A 22,469-nucleotide genomic window follows, 5' to 3' on the forward strand; every position below is an offset into this window, starting at 1 on the left:
ACAAAGGTCCGCAGCCATGCGCCATTTCCTGTCGACGGAAGACTGGTCCCGGAATGAATTGCAATCGATCCTTGATCGTGCGCGAGAGCTCCGATCCAGCCCGATGGGCGATGCGCTGAAGGGCAAGTCGGTCGCCCTGATGTTCTTCAATCCCTCGCTGCGCACCCGCTCGAGCTTTGACATCGGCGTGCATCAGCTGGGCGGTCACGCCATCATTCTCGATGCGCAGGGCCAGACCTGGCCAGTGGAGTTTGAAGAGGGCGCTATCATGGATGGCGGTCCTGAAGAGCATATCAAGGAAGCCGCGCGCGTTCTGTCGCGCTATGCCGACCTGATAGCCATTCGTTGTTTCCCGAAGTTCCAGGACTGGGAAGCCGAGCGTGAAGATCCGCTGATCACGGCCTACGCCAAGCATGCGACGGTGCCTGTGATCAATATGGAGACCATTGTCCATCCGTGTCAGGAGCTGGCGATGATGCTGGCGCTGCAGGACCGTCATGGCGATGTGTCGGGCAAGGATTTCCTTCTGACCTGGGTGCCGCATCCCAAGCCGCTCAACACCGCGGTCGCCAACTCCGCGATCCTGATGGCGTCCAAGATGGGCATGAATGTGCGGATGCTGATCCCCGATGACGTGTATCAGCTTGATGAGCGCTACATGGACGCCGCCGAGCGCTTCTGCGGTGAGAATGACGCGCGTTTCTCCGTCACCACTGACGTTGAAGAAGCCTATGCTGGTGCGCATGCGGTCTACGCCAAAAGTTGGGGTGCGCTGCCGTTCTACGGCGCCTGGGAGGGGGAAGCCCCCTACCGCGCCAAAGGGGCGGGCTTCATGATCGACGACGCCAAGATGGCGTTGACCGATAATGCGACCGTCAGCCACTGCCTGCCCATGCGCCGCAATGTGAAAATTGCGGATTCCGTGGTCGACAGTCCGGCCTTCCTCGGCATCGAGGAAGCGGAGAACCGCCTGCATGTTCAAAAGGCGATGATGGAGCGCCTGGTTCAGGATTCTGATGGATGACTGAGGTGAAATCGTTTCCCGAACGGGGCGGCGCCAATGCGCCGGTCCGGTCGGCCATCGTGCAGCTGTTGTCCAATATGCGCGACGGCAAGGAAATCCGCGAATATCTCAACCGCTTTTCCGAGCTGGACCAGGAACGCTTTGCGGTCGTCAAGGTCGGCGGCGCGATCATCGAGGAAGACCTTGATGCGCTCGCCGCCGCGCTCGCTTTCCTGCAATCGGTGGGGCTTGCGCCCATTGTCGTGCATGGCGGCGGCCCGCAACTGAACGCCACGCTGGAGGCGGCGGGCTTCCCTGAAGAACGCAAGGACGGCCTGCGCATCACCCCGCCTGAAGCCATTGGCGTGGTGCGTGACACGCTGACTGCGGTGAATGTGAAACTGGTGCAAGCCGTGCGCGATTGCGGCGGCCGGGCGGCGGCGGTGCCCTCCGGAGTTTTTGAGGCCGAGCTGATCGACGAGGCGGGGCTGGGCCGGGTGGGCGAACCCACCGGTGTTCGGCTGGATCTGGTGGCGGCGGCGGCGAAAGCCGGTCAGGCGCCGATCCTGACCTGTCTGGGCGACACTGCTGACGGACGTCTGGTCAATATCAATGCGGACAGCGCTGTCCGCGCGCTGGTGCACAAGCTTCAGCCCTACAAGGTCGTTTTCCTGACCGGCACGGGCGCGCTGCTGGATGCGAACAAGCAACCGATTTCCGCGATCAACCTCGCCACCGATTATGATGACCTGATGGCGTCATCCTGGGTGGCGGGCGGCATGCGGCTGAAACTGCAGGAGATCAAGCGCCTGCTCGATGACCTGCCGCTCTCAAGCTCGGTGTCGATCACCCGGCCGGATCAACTGGCCAAAGAGCTGTTCACTCATGCCGGGTCAGGAACGCTGGTGCGCCGCGGCGAGCGCATGCTGGAACTCGAGAAGCTGGATCAGCTCGATCAAGAGCGCACGCGGCAATTGATCCGAAAGGCGTTCGGGCGCGCGCCGGTCGCTTCATATTTCGACAGCATCGACTTTGATCATGCCTTCGTCACCGAAAACTACCGGGCGGCGGCGATCACCACGCGTCTGGACGACATGGTCTATCTCGACAAGTTCGCCGTGTTGGATGAAGCGCGCGGCGAGGGTCTGGGCGGCGCTGTCTGGCGGCGTCTGATTGAGTATGCGCCGCGGCTCTACTGGCGCTCACGCACCAACAATCCGGTCAACGAGTTCTATTTCGCGACCTGTCATGGCGCGGTGAAATCGGGGCCGTGGACGGTGTTCTGGCGCGGCGAGGATGATCTGTCCAAAATCCCGGCGCGGGTCGAGCGGATCGCTGCGCTGCCGGCGACTCTTGAGGAGGGCGGCTCATGAAAACCCTCGGACTGGTCGGCGCGCGCGGGCATACCGGGCGCGAACTGATCCGATTGATCGCGGAGCGCGATGATCTGTCGCTCGATTTCGCCGTGTCTCGAGCCATGGACGGCCAACCGGTCACAGCTCTCGCCCCGGAAGCGCCTGCGGGCCTTCTGTTTGAGGCGCTGAGCCCTGAAGAGGTGGCTCAACGCCAGTGCGACGGCGTGATCCTCGCCATGCCCAATGGTCAGGCCGCCCCCTATGTGGCGGCGATCGAGGCGGTGAAGCCGGACACGGTCATCGTCGATCTGTCGGCTGATTACCGCTTTGACGAGACCTGGGTCTATGGCCTGCCGGAATTGTACGGCGAAGGTCCGATCAAGGGCGCGACGCGCATCTCAAATCCGGGCTGTTACGCCACCGCCGGACAATTGGCGGTTGCCCCGATGCGCAAAGCGCTGGCGGGGCCAGCGCATCTGTTCGGCGTTTCCGGCTATTCCGGCGCCGGCACCACGCCGAACCGCCGCAATGATGTGACCGCGCTCAAAGACAATCTGATGCCGTATGCGCTGATCGGGCATATCCATGAGCGCGAGATGAGCCGTCATCTGGGTCATGAGGTGCGTTTCAGCCCTCATGTGGCGGCGTTTTTCCGCGGCATCGTGCTGACCGCGCAGATGGAGTTCTCCGAGCCGGTGACGGCGGACGCGTTCCGATCAGCCTATGAGGATGCCTTTGGCGCTCAGCCTTTGATCCGGGTTCAGGATGAGGCGCCGGAAGTCATTGAAGGCGCGCATAATCCGGGCGCGGTTCTGGGCGGGTTCGCCTTGAGCGAAGATGGCCGCCGTGGCGTCATGGTGTGCGCGCTCGATAATCTCCTCAAAGGCGCCGCGGTGCAGGCGATGCAGAATCTGTGTCTGGGACTGGCGCTGCCCGGCTTCAAGCCGCAGCAAAACTGACGGCTTCGTGACTTGGCGGTGAGCGGCTTTGGCCCACATCTATAGGGAAACCCCTATGGAGGCCCTTATGAAAGCTGTCCTCACCGCCGCGTTCGCGGCTTTCGCCCTGTCCGGCGCCGCGTTGGCGCAATCAGACGACTATGTTCGCCCGGCCGAGGCGGCGGGCGCCGATCTTCCGGACGGGCTGGCCCACGCCGTGTTCTCTTCGGGCTGCTTCTGGTGCACGGAAGCGGATTTTGAAAAGCTCGACGGCGTCGTCGAAGTGGTGTCCGGCTTCGCTGGCGGCACGGAAGTAAACCCCGATTATTACGACGTGGCTCGTGGACGCAGCGACCACCACGAAGCGGCGCGCGTGATCTATGATCCCAGCGTGGTCAGCTATGAGGCCTTGCTTGACCATTACTGGCGCAATGTGGACCCGTTTGATGAGGGCGGGCAGTTCTGTGATCGCGGATCAGGCTATGCGCCGGGCATCTACACCGCCAACGCCGAGCAACGCGCTGCAGCCGAGGCGTCACGCCAATCGGTGCAGGCCCTGTTTGAGCGTTCGATCATCGTGCCCGTCGAGGACCTGACCACCTTCTGGCCGGCGGGCGCCGAACATCAGGACTATTATCTGGAGCGCCCCGCACGCTATCAGCGCTATCGCTTCGGCTGTCGCCGGGATGCGCGTTTGCGCCAGATCTGGAACGACGTCGAGTAGCCGCTAGTCCGATCCGGCGCGTAGCTCCGCGACGCGGTTTTCATAGGCCGCGTCGCGATCGCGCCGCTGGTGGCCTTGCGCCCGGAAAACCTGGTAGGTGCGATAGCGGTCCCCGCCCAAGGGGATCGAAACCTCGTCCACCTGTTCAAATTGCGCAAAGTCCCACTCCATCAGCAGCGTCTCTTCGGGCCGTTCCGAGATGATGAGCACCGGCTCTGCAAAGCCGTCAGGCAGGGGCCATGTCTGCTCAGCGAAATTCTGCGCATGTTCCGCGCGCACCCACATGAACATCTGGCCGTCAAACCCCTGGCCATAGCGTTGCATCTGGTGAAAGTCGTTGCGGTTGTCATAGACCAGATTGGTGATGTCCTGCTCCTGTGCGATGCGCTCGACCGCCTGCACGGTTTCCGGCCAGCCGCGCACGCGTTTGAAGGCGTTGGCGAGGCCTGCGGCGTCTGAGAGCGGGGTAGAGGCGGCGAACGCCATCAAGGCCAGCCCGGCGACCGTATGCAGCCCCAGCGAGCCATAGAGCGCCCAGCGCCGCCAGGCCGGGCCTTGCAAGAGAAACGCGATGACCAGGATCAACCCGGTCAGATAGGCGGAAGCGGCCCAGTTGGCGTGCGCCCGGCTTATGAAGGCCTGGGCGGAAACGATGACCAGCACCGGCAGGCAGAAGGCGACGAGCATCAGGCGGGGGCGCGCCGTGTTCCACGCCAGCGTAGTGGCGCGAAACGTCGTCATCACCGCCGCGATCAGGATGACGAAGAAGACCGGGCCGAACACACCCAGCTGACCGGACAGGAAGTCCGCCAGCTCTTCGGGATGAAACAGCGTCCCGCTCCAGTTGGCGTTGGCGGCGGTATGGCTGACCGTGGCGAAGTCATGCTGGGCGTTCCAGATCATATTGCCCGCAATGATGAGAGCGAACAGCGCCAAAGCCGCGGCGCCCTGAAGCGAGATCAGCGCGCGCCGTGACGGCGCGTCGATGACGGCGCTGACGGCGAGCCCGATCAACAGATAGATGGCGGCGTATTTGGACAAGAATGCATAGCCCGCCGCTGCGCCGAGCAGCAACGCAAAGCGCCAGTCCGGGCCTTCGCGCAGCCTGACCAGCGCATAGAGCGCCGTACTGAAGCCCGCCATCAACACGGCGTCGGTGGAAATGATGGTGGAGGACAGCCAGACCGCCGGCATCGTCGCCCAGCCCAGAGCGGTGAACGCGCCGACCCTGGCGTCAAACAGGCGCGCCGCGGTCAAACCCAACATCATTGCGGTGATCGTATGCAGGAAGGGCGCGGCCAGCCGCACCGCCCAGTCGGCGTCGCCGAACATGGCGGTGGTGGCGGCGATGATCCAGGCGATCATGGGCGGTTTGGAGAAATACCCCCAGTCCACCGAACGCGACCAGAGCCAATACTGGGTCTCGTCTGCATACAAGCTGTTGGGATCAGCCAGTAAAGCCAGGATGCGCAGGACAAGAAGACCGCCCAGGATGAGCACGGTCATACGCATCCAGCTGCGTGAGGGCGAATCTGAGGGTGTGGGGCTGAACTTTTCCATGAAAGGCTTCATGCGGCTGCGCCGCCGGACTGTCAAAGCCCTTGCCTGACCGTTCAAAAAGCGTGGCCTATATGCAACGATCCAAAACGCCTTGGTGCAGAGCAACAAACACGACTAACAGGGTTTTCGACCCTGCCGTTGTTAATGGGCCTGCAAGCCGATCCTGAATCTCCTTGCGAGCACACGCTAATACTGAGTTAACGGCGCACACGGGACGCTCTGTTGACGGATTGGCGCCCTGAGCGCCGTCGCAAAACGTTCACATACCCGTCACGCAATCGTTAGCACCGGATTTTAAGGCCCCCCTCGAAGCAAGGGCGTAGTGCCCCTGCCTTTCATCAGGTCGATTTTTAGGGGACCCTCCACAATGGCGATGTTCAAAAAGTTCGCTTACGGCGCTTCGGTAGCCGCGCTTGCAGCGCTGGCGCCGGTTGCCGCCGTGCACGCACAGACCACTTCTGCAAACCTGCGTGGTGAGATTGTTGACGCGTCCGGCGCTCCTGTGTCCGGCGCGACCGTCACCATCATCCACAGCCCGTCGGGCACCGCCTCGCGCGCCGTGACCAACGAAACGGGTCAGTTCTTCCAGTCCGGTCTGCGCGTTGGCGGTCCGTACAGCATCATCGTTGCAGCGCCGGGCTTCCAGGGCGAAGCTCTGGACGGCGTCAACCTGCGTCCGGGCAACCAGTCCCCGCTGACCCTGACCCTGAACCCGCAAGCCGCTGACGTGATCGTCGTCACCGGTCAGGCCATCAACACCACGGACCTGAACAACGGCGTCGGCTCCAACTTCTCCGCTGACGACATCGCTAACCAGCCGTCCGCCAACCGCGACGTGATCGGCACCCTGGTGCGCGACCCGCTGGCGTTCTCCGACGGCGAAGGCCAGCTCTACGTCGCCGGCGTGAACCCGCGCTTCAACGGCCTGGCCATTGACGGCTCGCTGCAGCAGGACGACTTCGGTCTCGGTTCCAACACCTACGCAACCGAGCGTTCGCCGATCTCCCTGGACGCTGTTGAATCTGCGTCTCTGGTGGCGTCCGACTATTCCGTGACCGCATCCGGCTTCACCGGCGGCCTGGTGAACATCACCACCAAATCGGGCACCAACGAGTTCGACGGCGCTCTGTATTACTACTATCAGGACGAAGAGTATTTCGGCGACCGGATCGACGGCCAAGACGTCAACATCGCCCCGTTTGACGAAAAAGAATACGGCATCACCCTGGGCGGCCCGATCATCGAAGACCGCCTGTTCTTCTTCGTCTCCTATGACGAGTTTGAATCCGGCTCCGGCACGGATTACTCCGTCGGCGACAGCAATGACGGCATCGACACCAACTTCTACGGCGCCCTGAACCAGTACGTTCTGGACAATCTGGGCTACGACATGGGCGGCCGTCCGACCGTCACGTCCAACCCGGTGACCTCCGAGCGCCTGATCGGCAAGATCGACTGGAACATCAACGACAACCACCGTGCGTCGTTCACCTACCAGTCCACTGAAGAGAGCGGCACCTCCACGGGTCGTCAGAACTTTGAATCGGCCTGGTACGACATTCCTGTCGAACTGACCTCCTATTCCGGTTCAGTGTTCTCTGACTGGAGCGACAACTTCTCCACCACCGTTCGCGCCACCTACAAGGAATTCTCCCGCGGCCAGCTCTGCCGCGCCGGTTCCGACACCGCGCACCTGGAATTCCGCCTGACGCCGGATGATCTGGTTGGCTCTCCGCTGGAAGGCCTTCTGATCGACAATGGCGAAGAAACCTTCGTGGGCGGCTGTGACCGTTTCCGTCACGCCAACGAGTTTAACGACGAGCGTCTGCAGCTCTTCGCACAAGGCGACTACATCCTGGGCGATCACCTGATCACCTTCGGCGCCGAGTATGAAGACTACTCGCTGTTCAACTTGTTTGTTGCGGGCTCCAATGGCCGCTTCATCTACCGCTCGCTTGACGAGATTGCGAACAACACCCCGCAAATCGACTACGTCAACGCCAACACCAACAATGCTGATGACGCAGCGGCTGCGTTCGGCCTTGAGAAGATCACCCTCTTCGCCCAGGACACCTGGCAGGTTCGTGACAATCTCGAAGTCGGCTTCGGCGTGCGCTACGAGACCTATCAGCAGGACGATGTTCCGCCGCTCAGCGCGGATGTGGATGCGCTGTACGGTGCAAACACCACCGGCCAGAACCTGGACGGCCTGGACCTGATCATGCCGCGCGCCAGCTTCCGCTGGGAGCCGAATGATCGCACCACTCTGACGGGCGGCTTCGGCCTGTTCGCCGGCGGTGAGCCGAAAGTCTGGATCTCCAACGCATTCCAGGGCGCTACCGGCTTTGCTCGCCAGAGCTCCGGCACCCCGACCGCCGGCCTGACCGTGCCTCAGCCGCTGCTGGACAGCGTTGCAGGCTCCACCGGCAGCGTGATCGACGTTGTTGCTGACGACTTCGAGATCCCGTCCGATTGGAAAGCGTCGCTGCGCGTTGATTACGATCTGAACCTTGAGGCCCTGGGCCTGGGCGACGGCTACCTGCTGTCCGCTTCCTGGCTCTACACCACCCCGCAGGACGCCTTCATCTGGCGCAACCGCGCTCAGACGGACCTGGCGGCGGCTCTGCCGACCGGCGTGGCGCCTGATGGCCGCACCATCTATGCGGACCTTGACGATCTTGGCTTCGCCAACCTGACCGAGCTGGGCAATGCTGACGGTTCTGAAAGCCACGTCTTCTCTGTCGCTGTTCAGAAAGACTACGAAAACGGCTTCGGCTTCTACACCAGCTACGCCTATCAGGATGTGGACTGGGTTTCCGAGGGCGGTTCTTCGCGCGGCATCTCCAACTGGCGCGGCCTGTCTGCGATCGACCGCAACAATCCTGAAGTGCGCACCTCCTTCTGGGAGATCGAGCACTCCTTCAAGATTGGCCTGTCCTATGAGCGTGAGATCATCTCTGATCTGACCTCCCGCGTGGACGTGTTCGGCCAGATCCGTTCGGGCACCCCGTACTTCCTGACCTATGACGTCAGCGGTTCCAACTCCCTGTTCGGCCGCGCCGGCGCAGGCGAGAGCCCGTACGACAACAACCCGATCTACGTCCCGACCCGGACCGGCGACGCGAACGTTGTGTTCGCAACCGGCTTCGACACGGCAGGCTTCTATGATCTGGTGAACCGTGCAGGCGCCGCAGAAGGTGAAATCATGCCGGTGAACAGCGCGTCTGGCGCCTGGAACCAGCAATGGGACCTTCGCTTCACGCAGGAACTGCCGGGCATTCCGGGTATTGATCGCTTTGTCGGCGACAACAACTTCGAGTTCGTGATGGACATCGTGAACTTCCCGAACCTGCTGAACTCCGATTGGGGTTCCCAGACCAACGGTCCGGGCTTCGGTCAGTTCACCGCTGTTGATGCGGACCTGGTGTCGGCGACCGACGTGGCTCTGAATGGTGTTGACGGCGCCACCGCTCTGCGCGGTGACGACATCCGCACCACCTGCACCACGGCAGCGTCTTGCGTGTACCGCTACAACGATTTCCGGGCTGCGGGCCGCGACATCAACGAGCTGGACCGCAACGACTCGGTCTACGAAATCCGCATCGGCCTGCGTTACGAGTTCTAAGAACTCCAACGCCGATACGGCTGGATTACGGGAAAGGGCGGCTCTTTGGGCCGCCCTTTTCTTTTTATGCCTGCAAGGCCTTCATCGACGTCCCGGTCGTCGCAAAACTGTGACCCCTGCGCGGTATGCAAAGCCCACGCTGACAGCTTCTTGGCATGGGAAAAGATCATGGTCCGCACTCTCGCTTCTGCATGGACGCGCCGTTTCGTCCTGACCTCCGCCGCTTCCGGCGCCGCCGCCGCCCTGACGGCGGGCTGCACCATGCCGGTGACGCAAGGCTCCGCACCGGTCTTTCGCAATGATCCGTTCTCTCTGGGCGTGGCGTCTGGCGAGCCGACCTCTGACGGGTTCGTGCTGTGGACGCGCCTCGCCCCGAACCCGCTCGATCCCGATGGCGGCATGGCGCCTGAAGCCGTCGATGTGAGCTGGGAGCTGGCCGAAGACGAAGGCTTCACCCTGATCGTGCGCTCCGGCGTCGAGCGGGCGCTGCCCGATTGGGGGCATTCCGTCCATGCCGAGATTTACGGACTGCCGGCTGGACGTGAATACTTCTTCCGCTTTCATGCGGGCGGCGTGACGAGCCCGACCGGTCGTGCGCTGACCGCCCCGGCCTATGGGTCTGGCGTGGACGCGATGAAGATCGCCTGGTGCTCGTGCGCGCATTACGAGCAGGGCTATTTCCACGCCTATCGCAACATGGCTGAAGAGCGCCCGGACCTGATCGTGCACACCGGCGATTATATCTACGAATCCAGCTGGGGACCGCAGGTGCGCCGCCATGTGACGCCCGAGCCCTATACGCTGGAAGACTATCGCCGCGTGCATGCGCTGTATCGCCTTGACCCCGATCTTCAGGCCGCCGCCGCCATCGCGCCCTGGCTTGTGACCTGGGACGACCACGAAGTGGATAACGATTACGCGGGCGACATCAGCGAGCAGCCGTTTGTCTCGGCGGAAGAGTTCCGCGCGCGTCGCCTCGCCGCCTACCAGGCCTATTGGGAAAACATGCCCCTGCGCCGCCGCTCCATGCTGGAGCGCGCGTCGGGCCGGATGCGTATTTACTGGCAGACCGTGTTCGGCGATCTCGCGGAAGTGAACATGACCGACGGTCGCCAGTTCAAGACGCCGATGGCGTGCCCGTCCGAAACCGATCGCGGCGGCAATATCGTGCCGGCGAGCTGTGAGGAGCTGACAGACCCGAACCGCACCTATCTGGGCGGTTCGCAGGAGAACTGGCTGTCGCGCGGCGTCGCCGGATCCGGCGCGATCTGGAGCTTCATCGTTCAGCCGACCTTGTTCTCGCCGTTCAATTTCTCCAATCCGCAAACCGGTGAAGCCATGGTCTGGACCGATGGCTGGGACGGCTATCCCTTGGCTCGCCAACGCCTGGTCGACGCCCTGGCGCGCCGTGAAAACGCCAACCCGATCATTCTGGGCGGCGACACGCATTGCTACTGGGTCACCGATGTGAAGGCGGATTATGCGGACATGAACTCGGCGACCGTGGCCTCTGAATTTGTCACCACGGCGGTCACCAGCCAGCGCGGCGGCTATGAAAGCACCGCCGCCTTCTTGCCCAATAACCCGCATATCAAGCATTTCGACACCCGCGAGCAAGGCTATGGCCTGATCCGTCTGAGCCGGGAGCGCGCCGAGGTGGATCTGCGCGTGGTGGGTGATGTGTCGCGCCGGGACGGGTATGCGCCACGCAACCAGAAACAGTATGTGATCGAAGCCGGACAACCCGGTGCGGTGGAAGTCTGAGCATAGCGATAAATCCGCTATTGCCGGGGTGCGGCGCGTGATATTGGCGTTTTATGACCACACGCTCCGTACCCCACGAAACCGCCTCTCAAACCGTCATTCATACCGCATGGCCCTATCATGAGGACTGGGCCGATGCGCTGGATGGCGCGCGCGAGGAATTTGCCCGTTTTTTGAGCCTGGCCGCCGCCCCTGGCGCGAACGGCAAGGCGCAGCCGCTCACGATCTATGTGGCGAACGCCGAGACCGAGGCGAGCGCGCGACGCGCCATGGGCGACAGGGCCCGGTATGTGCGCGCGCCCTATGGCGATGTGTGGACGCGCGACACCGGCCCGGTGTTCGTGACCTCTTCAGAGGGGCTGAAAGCGCTTCGCTTCAAGTTCAACGGCTGGGGCGGCAAGTACGAATATCCGGGCGACGAGACCATTGGCGCCGTGATCGCCAAACAGGCCGGAGCCAAGATCGAGACGCTCGACTGGATCTGTGAAGGCGGCGCGCTGGAGTTTGATGGCGACGGCACTGTGCTCACCACGCGTGATGTGGTGCTCAACCCCAATCGCAACCCCAAGCTCAAATCCGCTCAGGTCGAAGCCGATCTGAAACGCACTTGCGGCGTGGAGAAAGTGATCTGGCTTGATGACGGGCTGGCGGGGGATCATACCGACGGTCATATCGACAATCTGGCGCGGTTCGCGGCGCCGGGCGTCGTTGTCACCCAGCGTCCTTCAGGTCCGGGCGATCCCAACACCGCGCTCTACGCCCGCACGGTTCGCGCGCTCAAAGCGTCGAAGGACGCCAAAGGCCGGGCTTTGACAGTGATTGAAATTCCTTCCCCCGGTTTTGTGATGGGGGAGGATGGCGGCCCGGCCGCAGCGTCTCACATGAACTGGATCATCGGGCCGCGCCATGTGGTGATGCCGGCTTATAACCGGCATTCCGAGGCGGCGGTGCGCGCACTTTCCCACGCTTTTCCCGATCATGAGGTTGTCGCCAGCCCCGCAAACCATATCCTGACAGGCGGCGGCGCATTCCATTGCGTCACTTGTAACCAACCCGATCAGGCTGGATGACACATTGATTGCACTCGCTTTACCGCTCAGCGTTCTGACCCTGGCCCTGTCTGATGTGACGGCGAGTTCGCCTGCGCCGGAGCCTGAAGCGCCGATGCAGGCTGTTGAGCAAGCGCTTGATTATCTGGACGCCTTCCAGCTTGAAGTCGCTGATGTGGCCCATCATGACCGCATGGTGGGCTTCGCCGCGGCGATCCTGGAAAACGGCGAGCCGGTGGCGATCTATACCTCCGGCGAAACCGTGCGCGGTTCAGGCGAGGCGGTGACGGCGGATACGGTGTTCCGCCTGGCGTCGGTGTCGAAAACCTTCGCCGGCACCATGCTGGGCCTTCTGGATGAAGCGGGTCTGGTCAGCCTGGATGCGCGGGTGCCTGAAACCGTGCTGGATCTTGGCGGCGCCCGCCAACCGACCTGGCGCGAGCTCGCGAGCCACCAGACCGGATTGCCGCCGAACGCTTATGACAATCTGATCGAGGCGGGGCAGGACGCACACACCGTGCGGGCGCGACTGACCGAAGTGCCTCTGCTGTGTCAGACGGGCGCGTGTTATACCTATCAGAACGTCGCTTTTGACGTGGTGCGTGACCTGATCGAGGACGCGACCGGGCAAAGCTATCCCGAGGCGGTCCAGACCTATCTGTTTGATCCGCTGGGCATGCACAGCGCAGGGTTCGGCGCGGAAAACCTGACGCGCGCGGAGAGCTATGCCGCGCCGCATTTCGGGCGTCGGCAAAGGCTGGGCGGGACTGCGACCGATTACGACACCCTGCCGGCGGCGGCGGGCGTGTCGCTCAGCCTCAATGATCTGATCATCTGGGCGCAGGCGCAGATGGATCCTGAAGGCTTTGGCTTGTCGCCACAGGGCGTCGAGCGTGCGCACACGCCGCAAACCCGCTCCTTGCGCGAAACGCGCAATCTGCGCCGCCTGGGCCGCGTCCAGGATACGTCTTACGGGCTGGGCTGGCGCATTTATGACTGGCAGGGCGAACGCACGCTGATCGTTCATGGCGGCGCGCTGGCGGGCTATGGCTCGCAGGTCGTGCTGGAGCCTGAAACCGGTTTCGCCTTCGTCGCGTTATGGAATGCGGATGTGGGCTTGCCGCGTCTGCTGTGGCCGACGGCTATGGACATGCGCACTGGCGACGGCCCGGGGGCCTTCGTCGATGACGCCATCGCGCGGATGAGATGATGACCGATACTTTCACCATGGGGGTCCTGCAGGCGTCGCTGAACGCGAGCATGGACGACAATATCAAGACCATCTCCGAACTGGTGCGCGACGCGGCCGGGCAGGGGGCGCAAGTGATCTTGCCGCCCGAACTGTTCCAGGGACCGTATTTCTGCAAGACCCAGGTCGAGGACTGGTTCGCGACGGCCTATCCGGCGCTGGAGCATCCGTGCGTCATCGCCATGCAGAAGCTCGCCCAGGAACTGGACGTGGCCATCCCCGTCTCGATCTATGAGCGTGACGGACCACAGTATTACAACTCCATGGTCATGGTGGATGCGGGCGGCCAGGCGCTGGGCGTTTACCGCAAGAGCCATATCCCTGACGGGCCGGGCTATCAGGAGAAGTATTACTTCCGGCCCGGCGATACCGGTTTCAAGGTCTGGGATACGAAGTTCGGCAAGGTGGGCGTGGGCATTTGCTGGGACCAATGGTTCCCTGAGGCTGCGCGTTCCATGACGCTGCTGGGCGCTGAAATGCTGCTCTACCCCACCGCTATCGGCGCTGAACCCCAGGCGCCGGAGATGGACACGGCGGCGGCCTGGCGCCGGGCGATGCAGGGACACGCGGTGTCCAATTGCATCCCCGTGGGCGCCGCCAACCGGATCGGCGACGAGGACGGACAGGTTTTCTACGGCACCAGCTTCATCACCGACAATACTGGCGCGGTGAAGGCCGAGTTGGGGCGGACCGAGACCGGGGTTCTGACCGCCACGTTCAACCGCAAGAACCTCGATACGTTTCGGGCGGCCTGGGGCTTCTTCCGCGATCGGCGGCCGGACCTGTATCTCTAGGCGCTGCGCAAGCCGGGAAACCTTTGCGCGCTTGGTGCGTTTGTAGGCTGAAGTCGGCATGCGCCGACATGATGAATTCAAGGCGGCGCGGCGCGACCTTCGGGGAGGCGCAGCGCCGTTTATGGTGTCCAGAAGGGACTTTTGATGACCCAGACCCGCCGCTCCGCAAAACTTCTGGTCCGAACCGCCACATTGTCTGACGTGCCCGCCATTCTGGACCTGCAGGAGCGCGCCTATCCGGGCTGGGATCCCGATACCCCCGCCATGATCCGCGGTCAGATCGCGAACTTCCCCGAAGGCCAGTTCGTGGTCGAATACGAAGGCGACCTGGTAGGCTGGTGCGCCAGCTTCATCATTGATGAAGAGGCTGCGTTCTCCCGCCATAGCTGGGCGTCGATCACCGGGGGCGGGTTTGCGGCGCGTCATGATCCCGATGGCGACTGGGTGTACGGCATGGAAGTGGCGGTCGATCCCAGCCGCCGCCGGTTGCGCATTGGCCAGCGCCTGTATGACGCGCGCAAGGCTCTGTGTGAGGAATGGGGGCTGAAGGGCGTCGTGTTTGGCGGCCGCATGGCGGGGTTTCGCCGAAAGCGCAAGCAATACCCGACCCCGCAGGATTATCTCGACGCCGTGGTCAACAATGAGCTGCGCGATCCGGTTCTGAACTTCCAGATGCGTATGGGGTATGAGCCGGCGGGCGTCCTCAAGGGCTATCTGCCCGACGATGCGGATTCAGGCGGCGCCGCGGCGCGCATGGTCTGGCGCAATCCCATGTATGTGGAGAGCAATGGCCCGGTGAACCGGCCCACGCCCAACACCGTGCGGGTGGCGGCGATCCAGATGGCCATGCGCTCGATGGAGACGCTCAAGGAGTTTGAGCGCAACGTCGAATATTTCGTCGAGGTTTGCTCCGACTATCGCGCGGATTTCTGCGTCTTTCCTGAAATGTTCACCGTGGCCCTGCTGGCGCTTGAAAAGCGCAAGCTGACGCCCGAGGAAAGCATCGCCGCCCTGTCGCGTCATACGCCGGGCTTCGTCGAGCTGATGAGCACGCTGGCCGTGCGCTACAACATCAACATTGTCGGCGGTTCCCACCCCACGCGCACCGATGACGGCGACATCCAGAACGTCGCCTATGTCTTCCTGCGCGACGGCTCGGTGCACGCACAGGAGAAGATCCACCCCACGCCGAACGAGCGCTATTGGTGGAACATCAAGGGCGGCGATGCGGTCGCCACCATTCCTACCGATTGCGGTCCTGTGGGCGTTCTCATTTGCTATGACACCGAGTTCCCAGAGTTGGCGCGTCGCCTGGCCGATGAGGGCGCGAAGATCATTTTCGCCCCCTACGCCACCGATGACCGCGGCGGTCATTTGCGGGTGCGTTATTGCGCCCATGCGCGCGCCATCGAGAACCAGCTCTACGTCGTCACCGCCGGCAATGTGGGCAATTTGCCCGGCGTCGAGAACATGGACATCAACTACGCCCAGAGCGCGATTCTGACGCCGTGCGACTTCCCGTTTGCGCGGGACGGCATTGCGGCGGAAACCAGCGAGAACGTGGAGACGATCGCCGTTGCGGACCTGCATCTCGATGACCTTGTGCAGGCGCGTCGGTCGGGCACGGTGCGCAATCTGCGCGACCGCCGGTTCGATCTCTATCGGATTGTCTGGAAAGACCGCGGCTAGACTACTTGGCGGGACGACCGGGGGCGATCAGCGCCAGCGCCACAGCGCCAGCCAGGCCGGGCCAGGTGAACGCCACGGCCTGATCCAGCGCGCCGCCCATCAAGCTGAGGGCGCCCGCCAGCAGTCCGCCAATGGCGGTGATCGCCGCGATGGCGAGTATGATCAGGCGGAACGACACGGAATGCAGGCTCCAACATCAACAGAAGGGGAGCTTACACCCGCACCCGCTAACAATTGGTAAGAGCGACGCGCCTAGCCGGCCAGGAGCGCGCCTCTGATGCCGTCAAAGATGAACTGCGCCGCCAGCGCCGCCAGAATCACGCCCAGGATACGGGTGATCATCGCGGCCAGCGTATCGCCGATCAGTTTCATGATCGCGCCCACGGCCAGGAACAGACCGAGGCACAGAACAAGATTGGCGCCCATGCCGATGAAGACCATGGCCTGGCCGCCCAGGCCTTCCGCTTCATTCATGAACAGCATGATGGAGGCGATGGCGCCGGGACCGGCCAGCATGGGGATGGCCATGGGGAAAACGGAGATGTCTTCGTTGGTGCCCGCGATTTCCTCATCCGCTTCATTCAGCGCTTCCGCGCGTTCTTCACGGCGCTTGGAGCGGGTCTCGAAAATCATGTCGAGCGCGAGCATGAACAGAAGCACGCCGCCCGCGGCGCGGAAGGCGTCCAGGCTCACATGCAGAGCGCTGAGGAGCCATTCGCCCAGATAGGCGAAGCCAAACAGAACAGCCGTCGCGATCAGGACCGACTTGATGGCCATCACCCGTCGGTGCGCCGGGGTGGAGCCTTCGGTCAGGCTTGCGAAAATCGGAGCCACGCCGATCGGGTCGATCACCACGAAAAAGGTGACCAGAGAGGCCGTCAAAAGGCTCAGATCCATCGCGTCCATAGGTGTCCCCAGTTCGAACCGTGCAATACGGTTTCGGCCTAACACGCCCGCACAGCCTTGGCGAGGCCGCGTCCTTGCAAGTCCGCCCTGTCATAACGCAGGACGCGGGACAGGGCGCCGCGTGATTATCGCTCTGGGGTCTGCATGGGCGTCAGGGCGCGTGCGGCCTGTCCCGCTTGCTGACGGCGGGCCTCCGGCAAGGCGATCAGGCCACGCTCGGCCAGATAGCCGAACGGACCCCAGGCGTCCTCGCTGGTCAGCTCTTCGACAAAGGGAAGCAGGCCCGGCGCGACGCCCACATGCTGGTTCTTGACGTAGACGAACAAGGAACGCGAGCCCGGATAGACGCCGTTGGAGATGTTCTCATAGCTCGGGGTGATGCCGTCGATCCGGGCCGCTTGGATGCGGTCGCCATTCTGCTCCAGGAAGGAATAGCCGAATATTCCGAACGCGGTGGGGGAATTGGCCAGCGTTTGCACGATGGTGTTGTCGTTTTCGCCTGCATCCACCCAGGCGCCATCCTCGCGGATGCGAGAGGCGAGGCGCTCAAACACATGCTCGTCGCTTTCGGACAGGGCTGACAGACATTCCACTTCCCGCGCGCCCATGATCATGTCGAGTTCGACAAAGGCGTCGCGCGTGCCTGACGTGGGCGGCGGGCCGAAGACTTCAATGCGTTCCGCGGGTAGATCAGATGAGATGTCAGACCAGCGCTGGAAGGGGTTGGGAATGAATCTGTGGCATGAAAAGCCGGCGATCTCGCCAAAGCTGCGCCCTGCATTCAAAGCGCCCTGGTTATCAAAAAGCGGTTCGCCTTGTTCCGTGATCGGCATCGGGGTTTCTGCGGCGAGCGCCAGAAACAGTTGCACACGCTCGATATCCATTGCGTCTGAGCTGATTGAATTGCCCAGAACGATGCCGTCATAGCCGATCGGGATTTCGGTGATGGCGACCACGCCATTGTCCTGGCACAGCTGATACTCGGTCGCCTTGATGGGGCGCGACGCCCCCGTCAGGTCCGGAAAGCCCAGCCCGACGCCGGCGCAGAACAAGTTCATGCCGCCGCCCGTGCCGGTGGCCTCCACCACCGGAGTGGGGAAGGTGCTCTTCGCGCCGAAATTCTCAGCCACCGCAGTGGCGAAGGGAAAGACGGTGGACGAGCCCACCATGCGCAGACCATCGCGACCGCCGACGCCCGCGCCCAGGGGTTGGGATTCGGTGCGGGCGGTTGCGGCTGGCGCCGCGGGTTCATCAAGCAGCACTATGTCTTCGCGCGGCTCGCCGCAGGCCATCAGACTGAGCGCTGCGAAAACGAGGAGCAGGTGATCGGCGCGGAGTTTTGGCATGGCGTCTCTCCCGGAACTTTTCATCGTCGGCGGCGTTGGTTCTTCTAACGTGAGGGATGCATCAGTTTTATGACGGGTGTGCAAGCCATTCTTGACGGCGCAATGGCGCAGAGGTCACGCGCCACGCTTGAAACGTCCAAGGGTCTGATTAGTTGACCTCTTTGTGAAGCAGACACAAGCAGGCAGGGATGAAACGGCTCAGGCCCCGACGAAAAAAAATTATGGCGCGCGGATTTTCAGCTTTACATGACGGGTCACAGGATTTAATTCGCGCCGTCCCGGCGGAGGCGATCCGCTCGATGCCGGATTGGGTTAACAACAAGCAGGGGGTTCCGTGAGTTGTCTCATTACCATACGCCCCTGGACCTGGTCCGCTCTCGGCCTGTCGAAGGCCCGGTCGCCTGCGCGCGGCCCGATCGACTGACGATTGCGGCATCCTGGTTCCAGAACAATTTTCCCGGCGAAGTTCTCTACGCGGTCAAATCAAACCCGTCTGCGTGGGTGATTGATACTCTGTATGCGGCTGGCATGCGCTGGTTCGACGTGGCGTCGCTCAACGAAGTTGAGTTGATTGCGTCACGCTGTCCGGACGCCACCATGGCCTTCATGCATCCGGTGAAAAGCCGTCGGGCCATTCACTCGGCCTATTTTGATCATGGCGTGCGCATTTTCGTGCTCGACTGCGAGGCCGAGCTTGAAAAGATTCTCGCCGAGACCGGCTACGCCAAGGATCTGACCCTGGTGGTGCGGATCGCTGTCTCCAATGACGGCGCGACCCTGCCGCTGGCGGGCAAGTTCGGTGCGTCCGAAGACGTCGCGGTGGACCTGATCCAGCGCGTTCGCGCCTATGCCGACGAGTTGGGCGTGAGCTTCCACGTGGGCAGCCAGTGCATGGCGCCGAGCGCCTATCGCGCAGCGATGCTGGATGTGTCGCGCCTGATCAAGCGCGCGGCCGTCACCGTGGATATCGTGGATGTGGGCGGGGGTTTCCCTGTCGCCTATCCCGGCATGACGCCGCCGCCATTGTCTGAATATGTGGCCGCTATCGAGAACGCGTTCGAGGAGATGATGGTTCTCGAGAACGCCGATCTGTGGTGCGAGCCGGGCCGGGCGCTGTGCGCGGAAGCGACGTCGATCCTGACCCGCGTCGAGCTGGTCAAGGGCGATCAGGTTTACCTCAATGACGGCGCTTACGGCACGTTGTTCGATCTGGTCCACATGAAGTGGCCCTATCCGATCCGCGTGCACCGTCCCAAGGGGGAGCCGAGCGCTCAGACCGCGGCCTTCCGTCTGTACGGGCCGACCTGTGACGCCATTGACGCGGTCGCGGCGCCGATCGAGCTGCCTGCGGATTTGTCCGAGGGCGATGTGATCGAGTTTGCGCTCATGGGCGCATACGGGGTCGCCATGGCCACCCGTTTCAATGGGTTCGGAGAGGTGGAGACCGAAACGGTGTCCGACTTCCCCTGGGCCTCTGTCTATGACCGTCCGGTAGCGGATGTCGTGGGGCACGATGATGAGAGCGACCGCGTGGTCTCTTTTCCGCGCCTCAACCGGCGTCGTCGTAACCGCATCATGAAAAGGCGTTGAGGATGGCTGACACCTCAAACCGCAAGGCCGAGCTGCTCTCCAGCCCGGTCGAACATATCGACATTGCGAGCTTTGACGGTCGCGTGATCATCGACGCCTGGGAGAAGATGAGCTTCACCTCCCGCGATGCGGCGCGGGCTGCGCGCATCCTGCAGGCTTCGCAGGAAGATCCCGACTGCTCGGTGATCCTGACGCTGGCGGGCTCTACGTCCGCGGGCGGTTGCATGCATGTGTGGCGGGACATGATCCGCAACAACATGGTCGACGCCGTGGTGGCCACGGGCGCGTCCATCGTGGACATGGATTTCTTCGAGGCGGTGGGTTTCAAGCACTACCAGGCCAAAGAGATTCCTGACGACCGGGTGCTGCGCGACCTCTATATCGACCGCATTTACGACACCTATATCGACGAGGAAGACCTGCAGGCGTGCGACCACATCATCGGCGACATCGCTGACAGCCTGCCCAATGGTCCGATCAGCTCACGCACCTTCATCAAGGCGATGGGCAAATGGCTCGCGGACGGCAACGCCAAGAAAGAGGGCTCTTTGATTGAAGAGTGCTATCGCCATGGCGTGCCGATCTTCGTGCCGGCGTTCTCTGATTGCTCGGCCGGGTTCGGCCTCGTCAAACACCAGGTGAACCGGATCAAGGCGGGCGAGGGCTATGTGTCCATCGATTCCGTCGCCGATTTCCGCGAACTGACCGACATCAAGATCAAGGCGGGCTCGACCGGCCTGTTCATGGTGGGCGGCGGCGTGCCGAAGAACTTCGCGCAAGACACGGTCGTCTGCGCAGAAATCCTCGGCCATGAAGACGTGGAAATGCACAAATACGCGGTGCAGATCACCGTGGCCGACGTTCGTGACGGCGCCTGTTCGTCCTCGACCCTCAAGGAAGCGTGTTCCTGGGGCAAGGTGGATGTGGCGCTGGAGCAGATGGTGTTCGCCGAAGCCACCACTGTGGCGCCGGTCATCGTCTCGGACGTCTATCACCGCGGCGCCTGGAAACAGCGCCCCCGCCGTCGGTTCGCCGACCTTTTCAACGACGCTTTTTAGAACACGGGACTGAGCGCGGCCGACGCGCCGCGTTCCCACATGGAAGGGACCTTCTCATGGACGGACTGACCCTGGCGGACAGCCCCCAGTACAACACCGACTTCGAACCGGTCGACGCCAACGCCAAAGACGATCTTGATCACTTCATCATGGTCGACGGCAAACAGGTGGCCGGTCGCCATCTGATCATCGATCTGATGGGCGCGCGTCACCTGACCGATGAAGACCGCATTCAGCAGGCGTTCCGCGATTGCGTGACTGCTTGCGGCGCGACGCTTCTGCACATCCATACGCACGTTTTCGAGCCCAATGGCGGCGTGTCGGGCGTGGCGGTGCTGGCGGAAAGCCACATCTCGACCCACACCTGGCCCGAGCGCGACTATGCCGCGTTTGACGTGTTCATGTGCGGCGACGCCCAGCCGATCAAGGCTGTGGCGATCCTCAAGGAAGCCTTTGAGGCCGCCGAGGTGCGCGTCACTGAAATCCTGCGCGGCGAGGGCGCGTAAGCGCACTTCGCCCGACGGGCTGACTGATAGGGGAGCGGTTCTGTGAGGAGCCGCTCCCTTTCATATTTTTTCTTGCCTTCACGCGGCGTGGGCGCGAGTAAACCCCGCGTCCCGCCCCCTAGCGTTCCTGCACGCGCCATCAGGAGAGTTTCATGACCGACACCGCCAAGCACACCTATCGCGACGCCAATGGCGATCTGTGGTTCCGGGAATCGCTGAGCGAGGGCATCGGCAACGGCCTGCGCATCGACAAGCTTCTGTACGCCGAAGCGTCCGACGTTCAGGACCTGATCGTCTTCGAGAACAATGAGAATGGCCGCGTGCTGGCGATTGACGGTCTGGTCCAGGTCTCCATGGCCGACGAGTTCATCTATCACGAGATGGTCAGCCACGTGCCGCTCTTGTCGCACGGCGCGGTCAAGCGCGTGCTGATCGTGGGCGGCGGCGATGGCGGCGCCATGCGCGAAATGCTCAAGCACAAGGGTGTGGAGTCCATCACCCTCGTCGAGATCGACCCCGATGTGATCGAGTTCTCGAAAAAATGGTTCCCGGACGTCTCCCAAGGCTCGTTCGAGGATCCGCGCGTCAATGTGGTGATCGCGGACGGCTCGAAATATGTCGAGGAGACCACCGACACGTTCGACCTGATCCTGATTGACTCCTCGGACCCGGTCGGGCCGAGCGCGGTGCTGTTCACCCGTGAATTTTATACCGCGTGCTCCAAGCTCCTGAACGAGGGCGGCGTCATCGTCACCCAGTCCGGGCTCGCCGCGATCCACCCTGAGCCGGTGAAATCCACCTCCGACAGCTTCAAGGCGCTGTTTGAGCACTCAGGCTTTTACCTGATCTGCGTGCCGGCGTTTTCGGGCGGCTTCATGGCGCTGGGCTTCGCCACGAATGACGGCGCGACCTTTGATCGCGATATCGTCACCATTCGCGAGCGCTTTGCGGCGCTGAACATAAAGACCAAGTATTACAGCCCCGAGATCCACAAGGGCAGCTTTGCCCTGCCGCCCTATATCGCCGAGAAAATCGCGTAAGGGCCAGGCATGAGGATTGAGAGGCGGCGCAGGCGACTGCGCCGCCTTTTTTGTTTGGGTGTCACTTCCCCTCTCCTCCTTGGCCAAGGGGAGAGGGACAGCCTTCGCCCGCTCTAACGCCACTGCCCCTTCCTCCCTGCGACCGTTCGCCTCTTTACCCGCCCAGCCTCTTGTGTGCTGGATATGCAACACCTACTTCGAGAGGTGACAGGGCGGTGTGGGGATGCTTCCAAGAAGGTCACCGGCCCCGCCTGTCTCGCTGACACTCAGGAG

Annotated in this window: 18 protein-coding genes; 14 read left to right on the forward strand and 4 right to left on the reverse strand. The window is 62.7% G+C overall.

The features are described 5' to 3' along the window. Positions 1–16: 16 nt before the first annotated feature. From G405_RS0109985 to msrA, 4 genes are all read left to right on the forward strand, one after another. Positions 17–1,024 carry an N-acetylornithine carbamoyltransferase gene (locus tag G405_RS0109985; RefSeq protein WP_022701377.1) on the forward strand — a complete coding sequence of 336 codons (1,008 nt, stop codon included), beginning with the start codon at positions 17–19 and terminating at the stop codon, positions 1,022–1,024. Next, positions 1,021–2,376 (forward strand): acetylglutamate kinase, encoded by a 1,356-nt coding sequence (locus tag G405_RS0109990; protein WP_022701378.1) that lies wholly within the window; start codon positions 1,021–1,023, stop codon positions 2,374–2,376. The genes G405_RS0109985 and G405_RS0109990 overlap by 4 nt, the downstream gene beginning before the upstream one ends. Further along, the gene (gene argC, locus G405_RS0109995) at positions 2,373–3,317 is read left to right on the forward strand and encodes an N-acetyl-gamma-glutamyl-phosphate reductase (protein ID WP_022701379.1); all 945 of its coding nucleotides are present in this window, start codon (positions 2,373–2,375) and stop codon (positions 3,315–3,317) included. Before G405_RS0109990 ends, argC begins: the two co-directional genes overlap by 4 nt. A gap of 67 nt (positions 3,318–3,384) precedes the next feature. Next, a complete protein-coding gene (msrA, locus tag G405_RS0110000; RefSeq protein WP_233346022.1) occupies positions 3,385–4,020 on the forward strand; it encodes a peptide-methionine (S)-S-oxide reductase MsrA in 636 nt (211 codons plus the stop codon). A gap of 3 nt (positions 4,021–4,023) precedes the next feature. Here the strand turns inward: msrA and G405_RS0110005 are convergent, their stop codons facing one another. Continuing rightward, positions 4,024–5,580: a glycosyltransferase family 39 protein gene (locus tag G405_RS0110005; RefSeq protein ID WP_028284718.1), complete on the reverse strand. Its 1,557-nt coding sequence runs from the start codon at positions 5,578–5,580 to the stop codon at positions 4,024–4,026. A 367-nt stretch (positions 5,581–5,947) separates the two neighbouring features. Here G405_RS0110005 and G405_RS0110010 point away from each other — a divergent pair, with 367 nt between their 5' ends. The 6 genes from G405_RS0110010 to G405_RS0110035 all read left to right on the forward strand — a co-directional run bounded on the left by G405_RS0110010 (position 5,948) and on the right by G405_RS0110035 (position 15,750). Further along, on the forward strand, positions 5,948–9,205 hold the full coding sequence (locus G405_RS0110010; protein ID WP_022701382.1) for a TonB-dependent receptor: 3,258 nt from the start codon (positions 5,948–5,950) through the stop codon (positions 9,203–9,205). Positions 9,206–9,373: 168 nt separating this feature from the next. Further along, positions 9,374–10,969 (forward strand): alkaline phosphatase D family protein, encoded by a 1,596-nt coding sequence (locus G405_RS0110015; RefSeq protein WP_022701383.1) that lies wholly within the window; start codon positions 9,374–9,376, stop codon positions 10,967–10,969. A 53-nt stretch (positions 10,970–11,022) separates the two neighbouring features. After that, positions 11,023–12,039: an agmatine deiminase family protein gene (locus tag G405_RS0110020; RefSeq protein ID WP_022701384.1), complete on the forward strand. Its 1,017-nt coding sequence runs from the start codon at positions 11,023–11,025 to the stop codon at positions 12,037–12,039. Positions 12,040–12,043: 4 nt separating this feature from the next. Then, entirely contained in the window at positions 12,044–13,228 is a 1,185-nt protein-coding gene (locus G405_RS0110025; RefSeq protein ID WP_022701385.1) for a serine hydrolase domain-containing protein, read from the forward strand. After that, on the forward strand, positions 13,228–14,061 hold the full coding sequence (gene aguB / locus G405_RS0110030) for an N-carbamoylputrescine amidase (RefSeq protein ID WP_028284720.1): 834 nt from the start codon (positions 13,228–13,230) through the stop codon (positions 14,059–14,061). Before G405_RS0110025 ends, aguB begins: the two co-directional genes overlap by 1 nt. A gap of 144 nt (positions 14,062–14,205) precedes the next feature. Further along, on the forward strand, positions 14,206–15,750 hold the full coding sequence (locus G405_RS0110035; RefSeq protein ID WP_022701387.1) for a bifunctional GNAT family N-acetyltransferase/carbon-nitrogen hydrolase family protein: 1,545 nt from the start codon (positions 14,206–14,208) through the stop codon (positions 15,748–15,750). A 1-nt stretch (position 15,751) separates the two neighbouring features. Here the strand turns inward: G405_RS0110035 and G405_RS16985 are convergent, their stop codons facing one another. The 3 genes from G405_RS16985 to G405_RS15695 form a co-directional block, all read right to left on the reverse strand. Beyond that, positions 15,752–15,928 (reverse strand): hypothetical protein, encoded by a 177-nt coding sequence (locus G405_RS16985; protein ID WP_022701388.1) that lies wholly within the window; start codon positions 15,926–15,928, stop codon positions 15,752–15,754. Between the two features lie 74 nt (positions 15,929–16,002). Continuing rightward, positions 16,003–16,656 carry a MarC family protein gene (locus G405_RS0110045; RefSeq protein ID WP_022701389.1) on the reverse strand — a complete coding sequence of 218 codons (654 nt, stop codon included), beginning with the start codon at positions 16,654–16,656 and terminating at the stop codon, positions 16,003–16,005. 125 nt (positions 16,657–16,781) lie between these two features. Further along, positions 16,782–18,002 (reverse strand): substrate-binding domain-containing protein, encoded by a 1,221-nt coding sequence (locus tag G405_RS15695; RefSeq protein ID WP_022701390.1) that lies wholly within the window; start codon positions 18,000–18,002, stop codon positions 16,782–16,784. A 339-nt stretch (positions 18,003–18,341) separates the two neighbouring features. On the opposite strand from G405_RS15695, the gene G405_RS0110055 reads away from it, so the two are divergent. From G405_RS0110055 to speE, 4 genes are all read left to right on the forward strand, one after another. Next, positions 18,342–19,592, forward strand: coding sequence for a type III PLP-dependent enzyme (locus tag G405_RS0110055; protein ID WP_022701391.1), 1,251 nt, complete (start codon positions 18,342–18,344; stop codon positions 19,590–19,592). Between the two features lie 2 nt (positions 19,593–19,594). Continuing rightward, positions 19,595–20,650, forward strand: coding sequence for a 1,9-bis(guanidino)-5-aza-nonane synthase (locus tag G405_RS0110060; RefSeq protein WP_022701392.1), 1,056 nt, complete (start codon positions 19,595–19,597; stop codon positions 20,648–20,650). Positions 20,651–20,706: 56 nt separating this feature from the next. Beyond that, positions 20,707–21,156 (forward strand): adenosylmethionine decarboxylase, encoded by a 450-nt coding sequence (gene speD, locus G405_RS0110065; protein ID WP_022701393.1) that lies wholly within the window; start codon positions 20,707–20,709, stop codon positions 21,154–21,156. 152 nt (positions 21,157–21,308) lie between these two features. Then, positions 21,309–22,196, forward strand: a complete 888-nt coding sequence (speE, locus tag G405_RS0110070) for a polyamine aminopropyltransferase (RefSeq protein WP_022701394.1) — start codon at positions 21,309–21,311, stop codon at positions 22,194–22,196. Positions 22,197–22,469 lie beyond the last annotated feature (273 nt).

Origin of the sequence: Oceanicaulis alexandrii DSM 11625 (assembly GCF_000420265.1) — a bacterium.
GTDB classification, from domain to species: domain Bacteria; phylum Pseudomonadota; class Alphaproteobacteria; order Caulobacterales; family Maricaulaceae; genus Oceanicaulis; species Oceanicaulis alexandrii.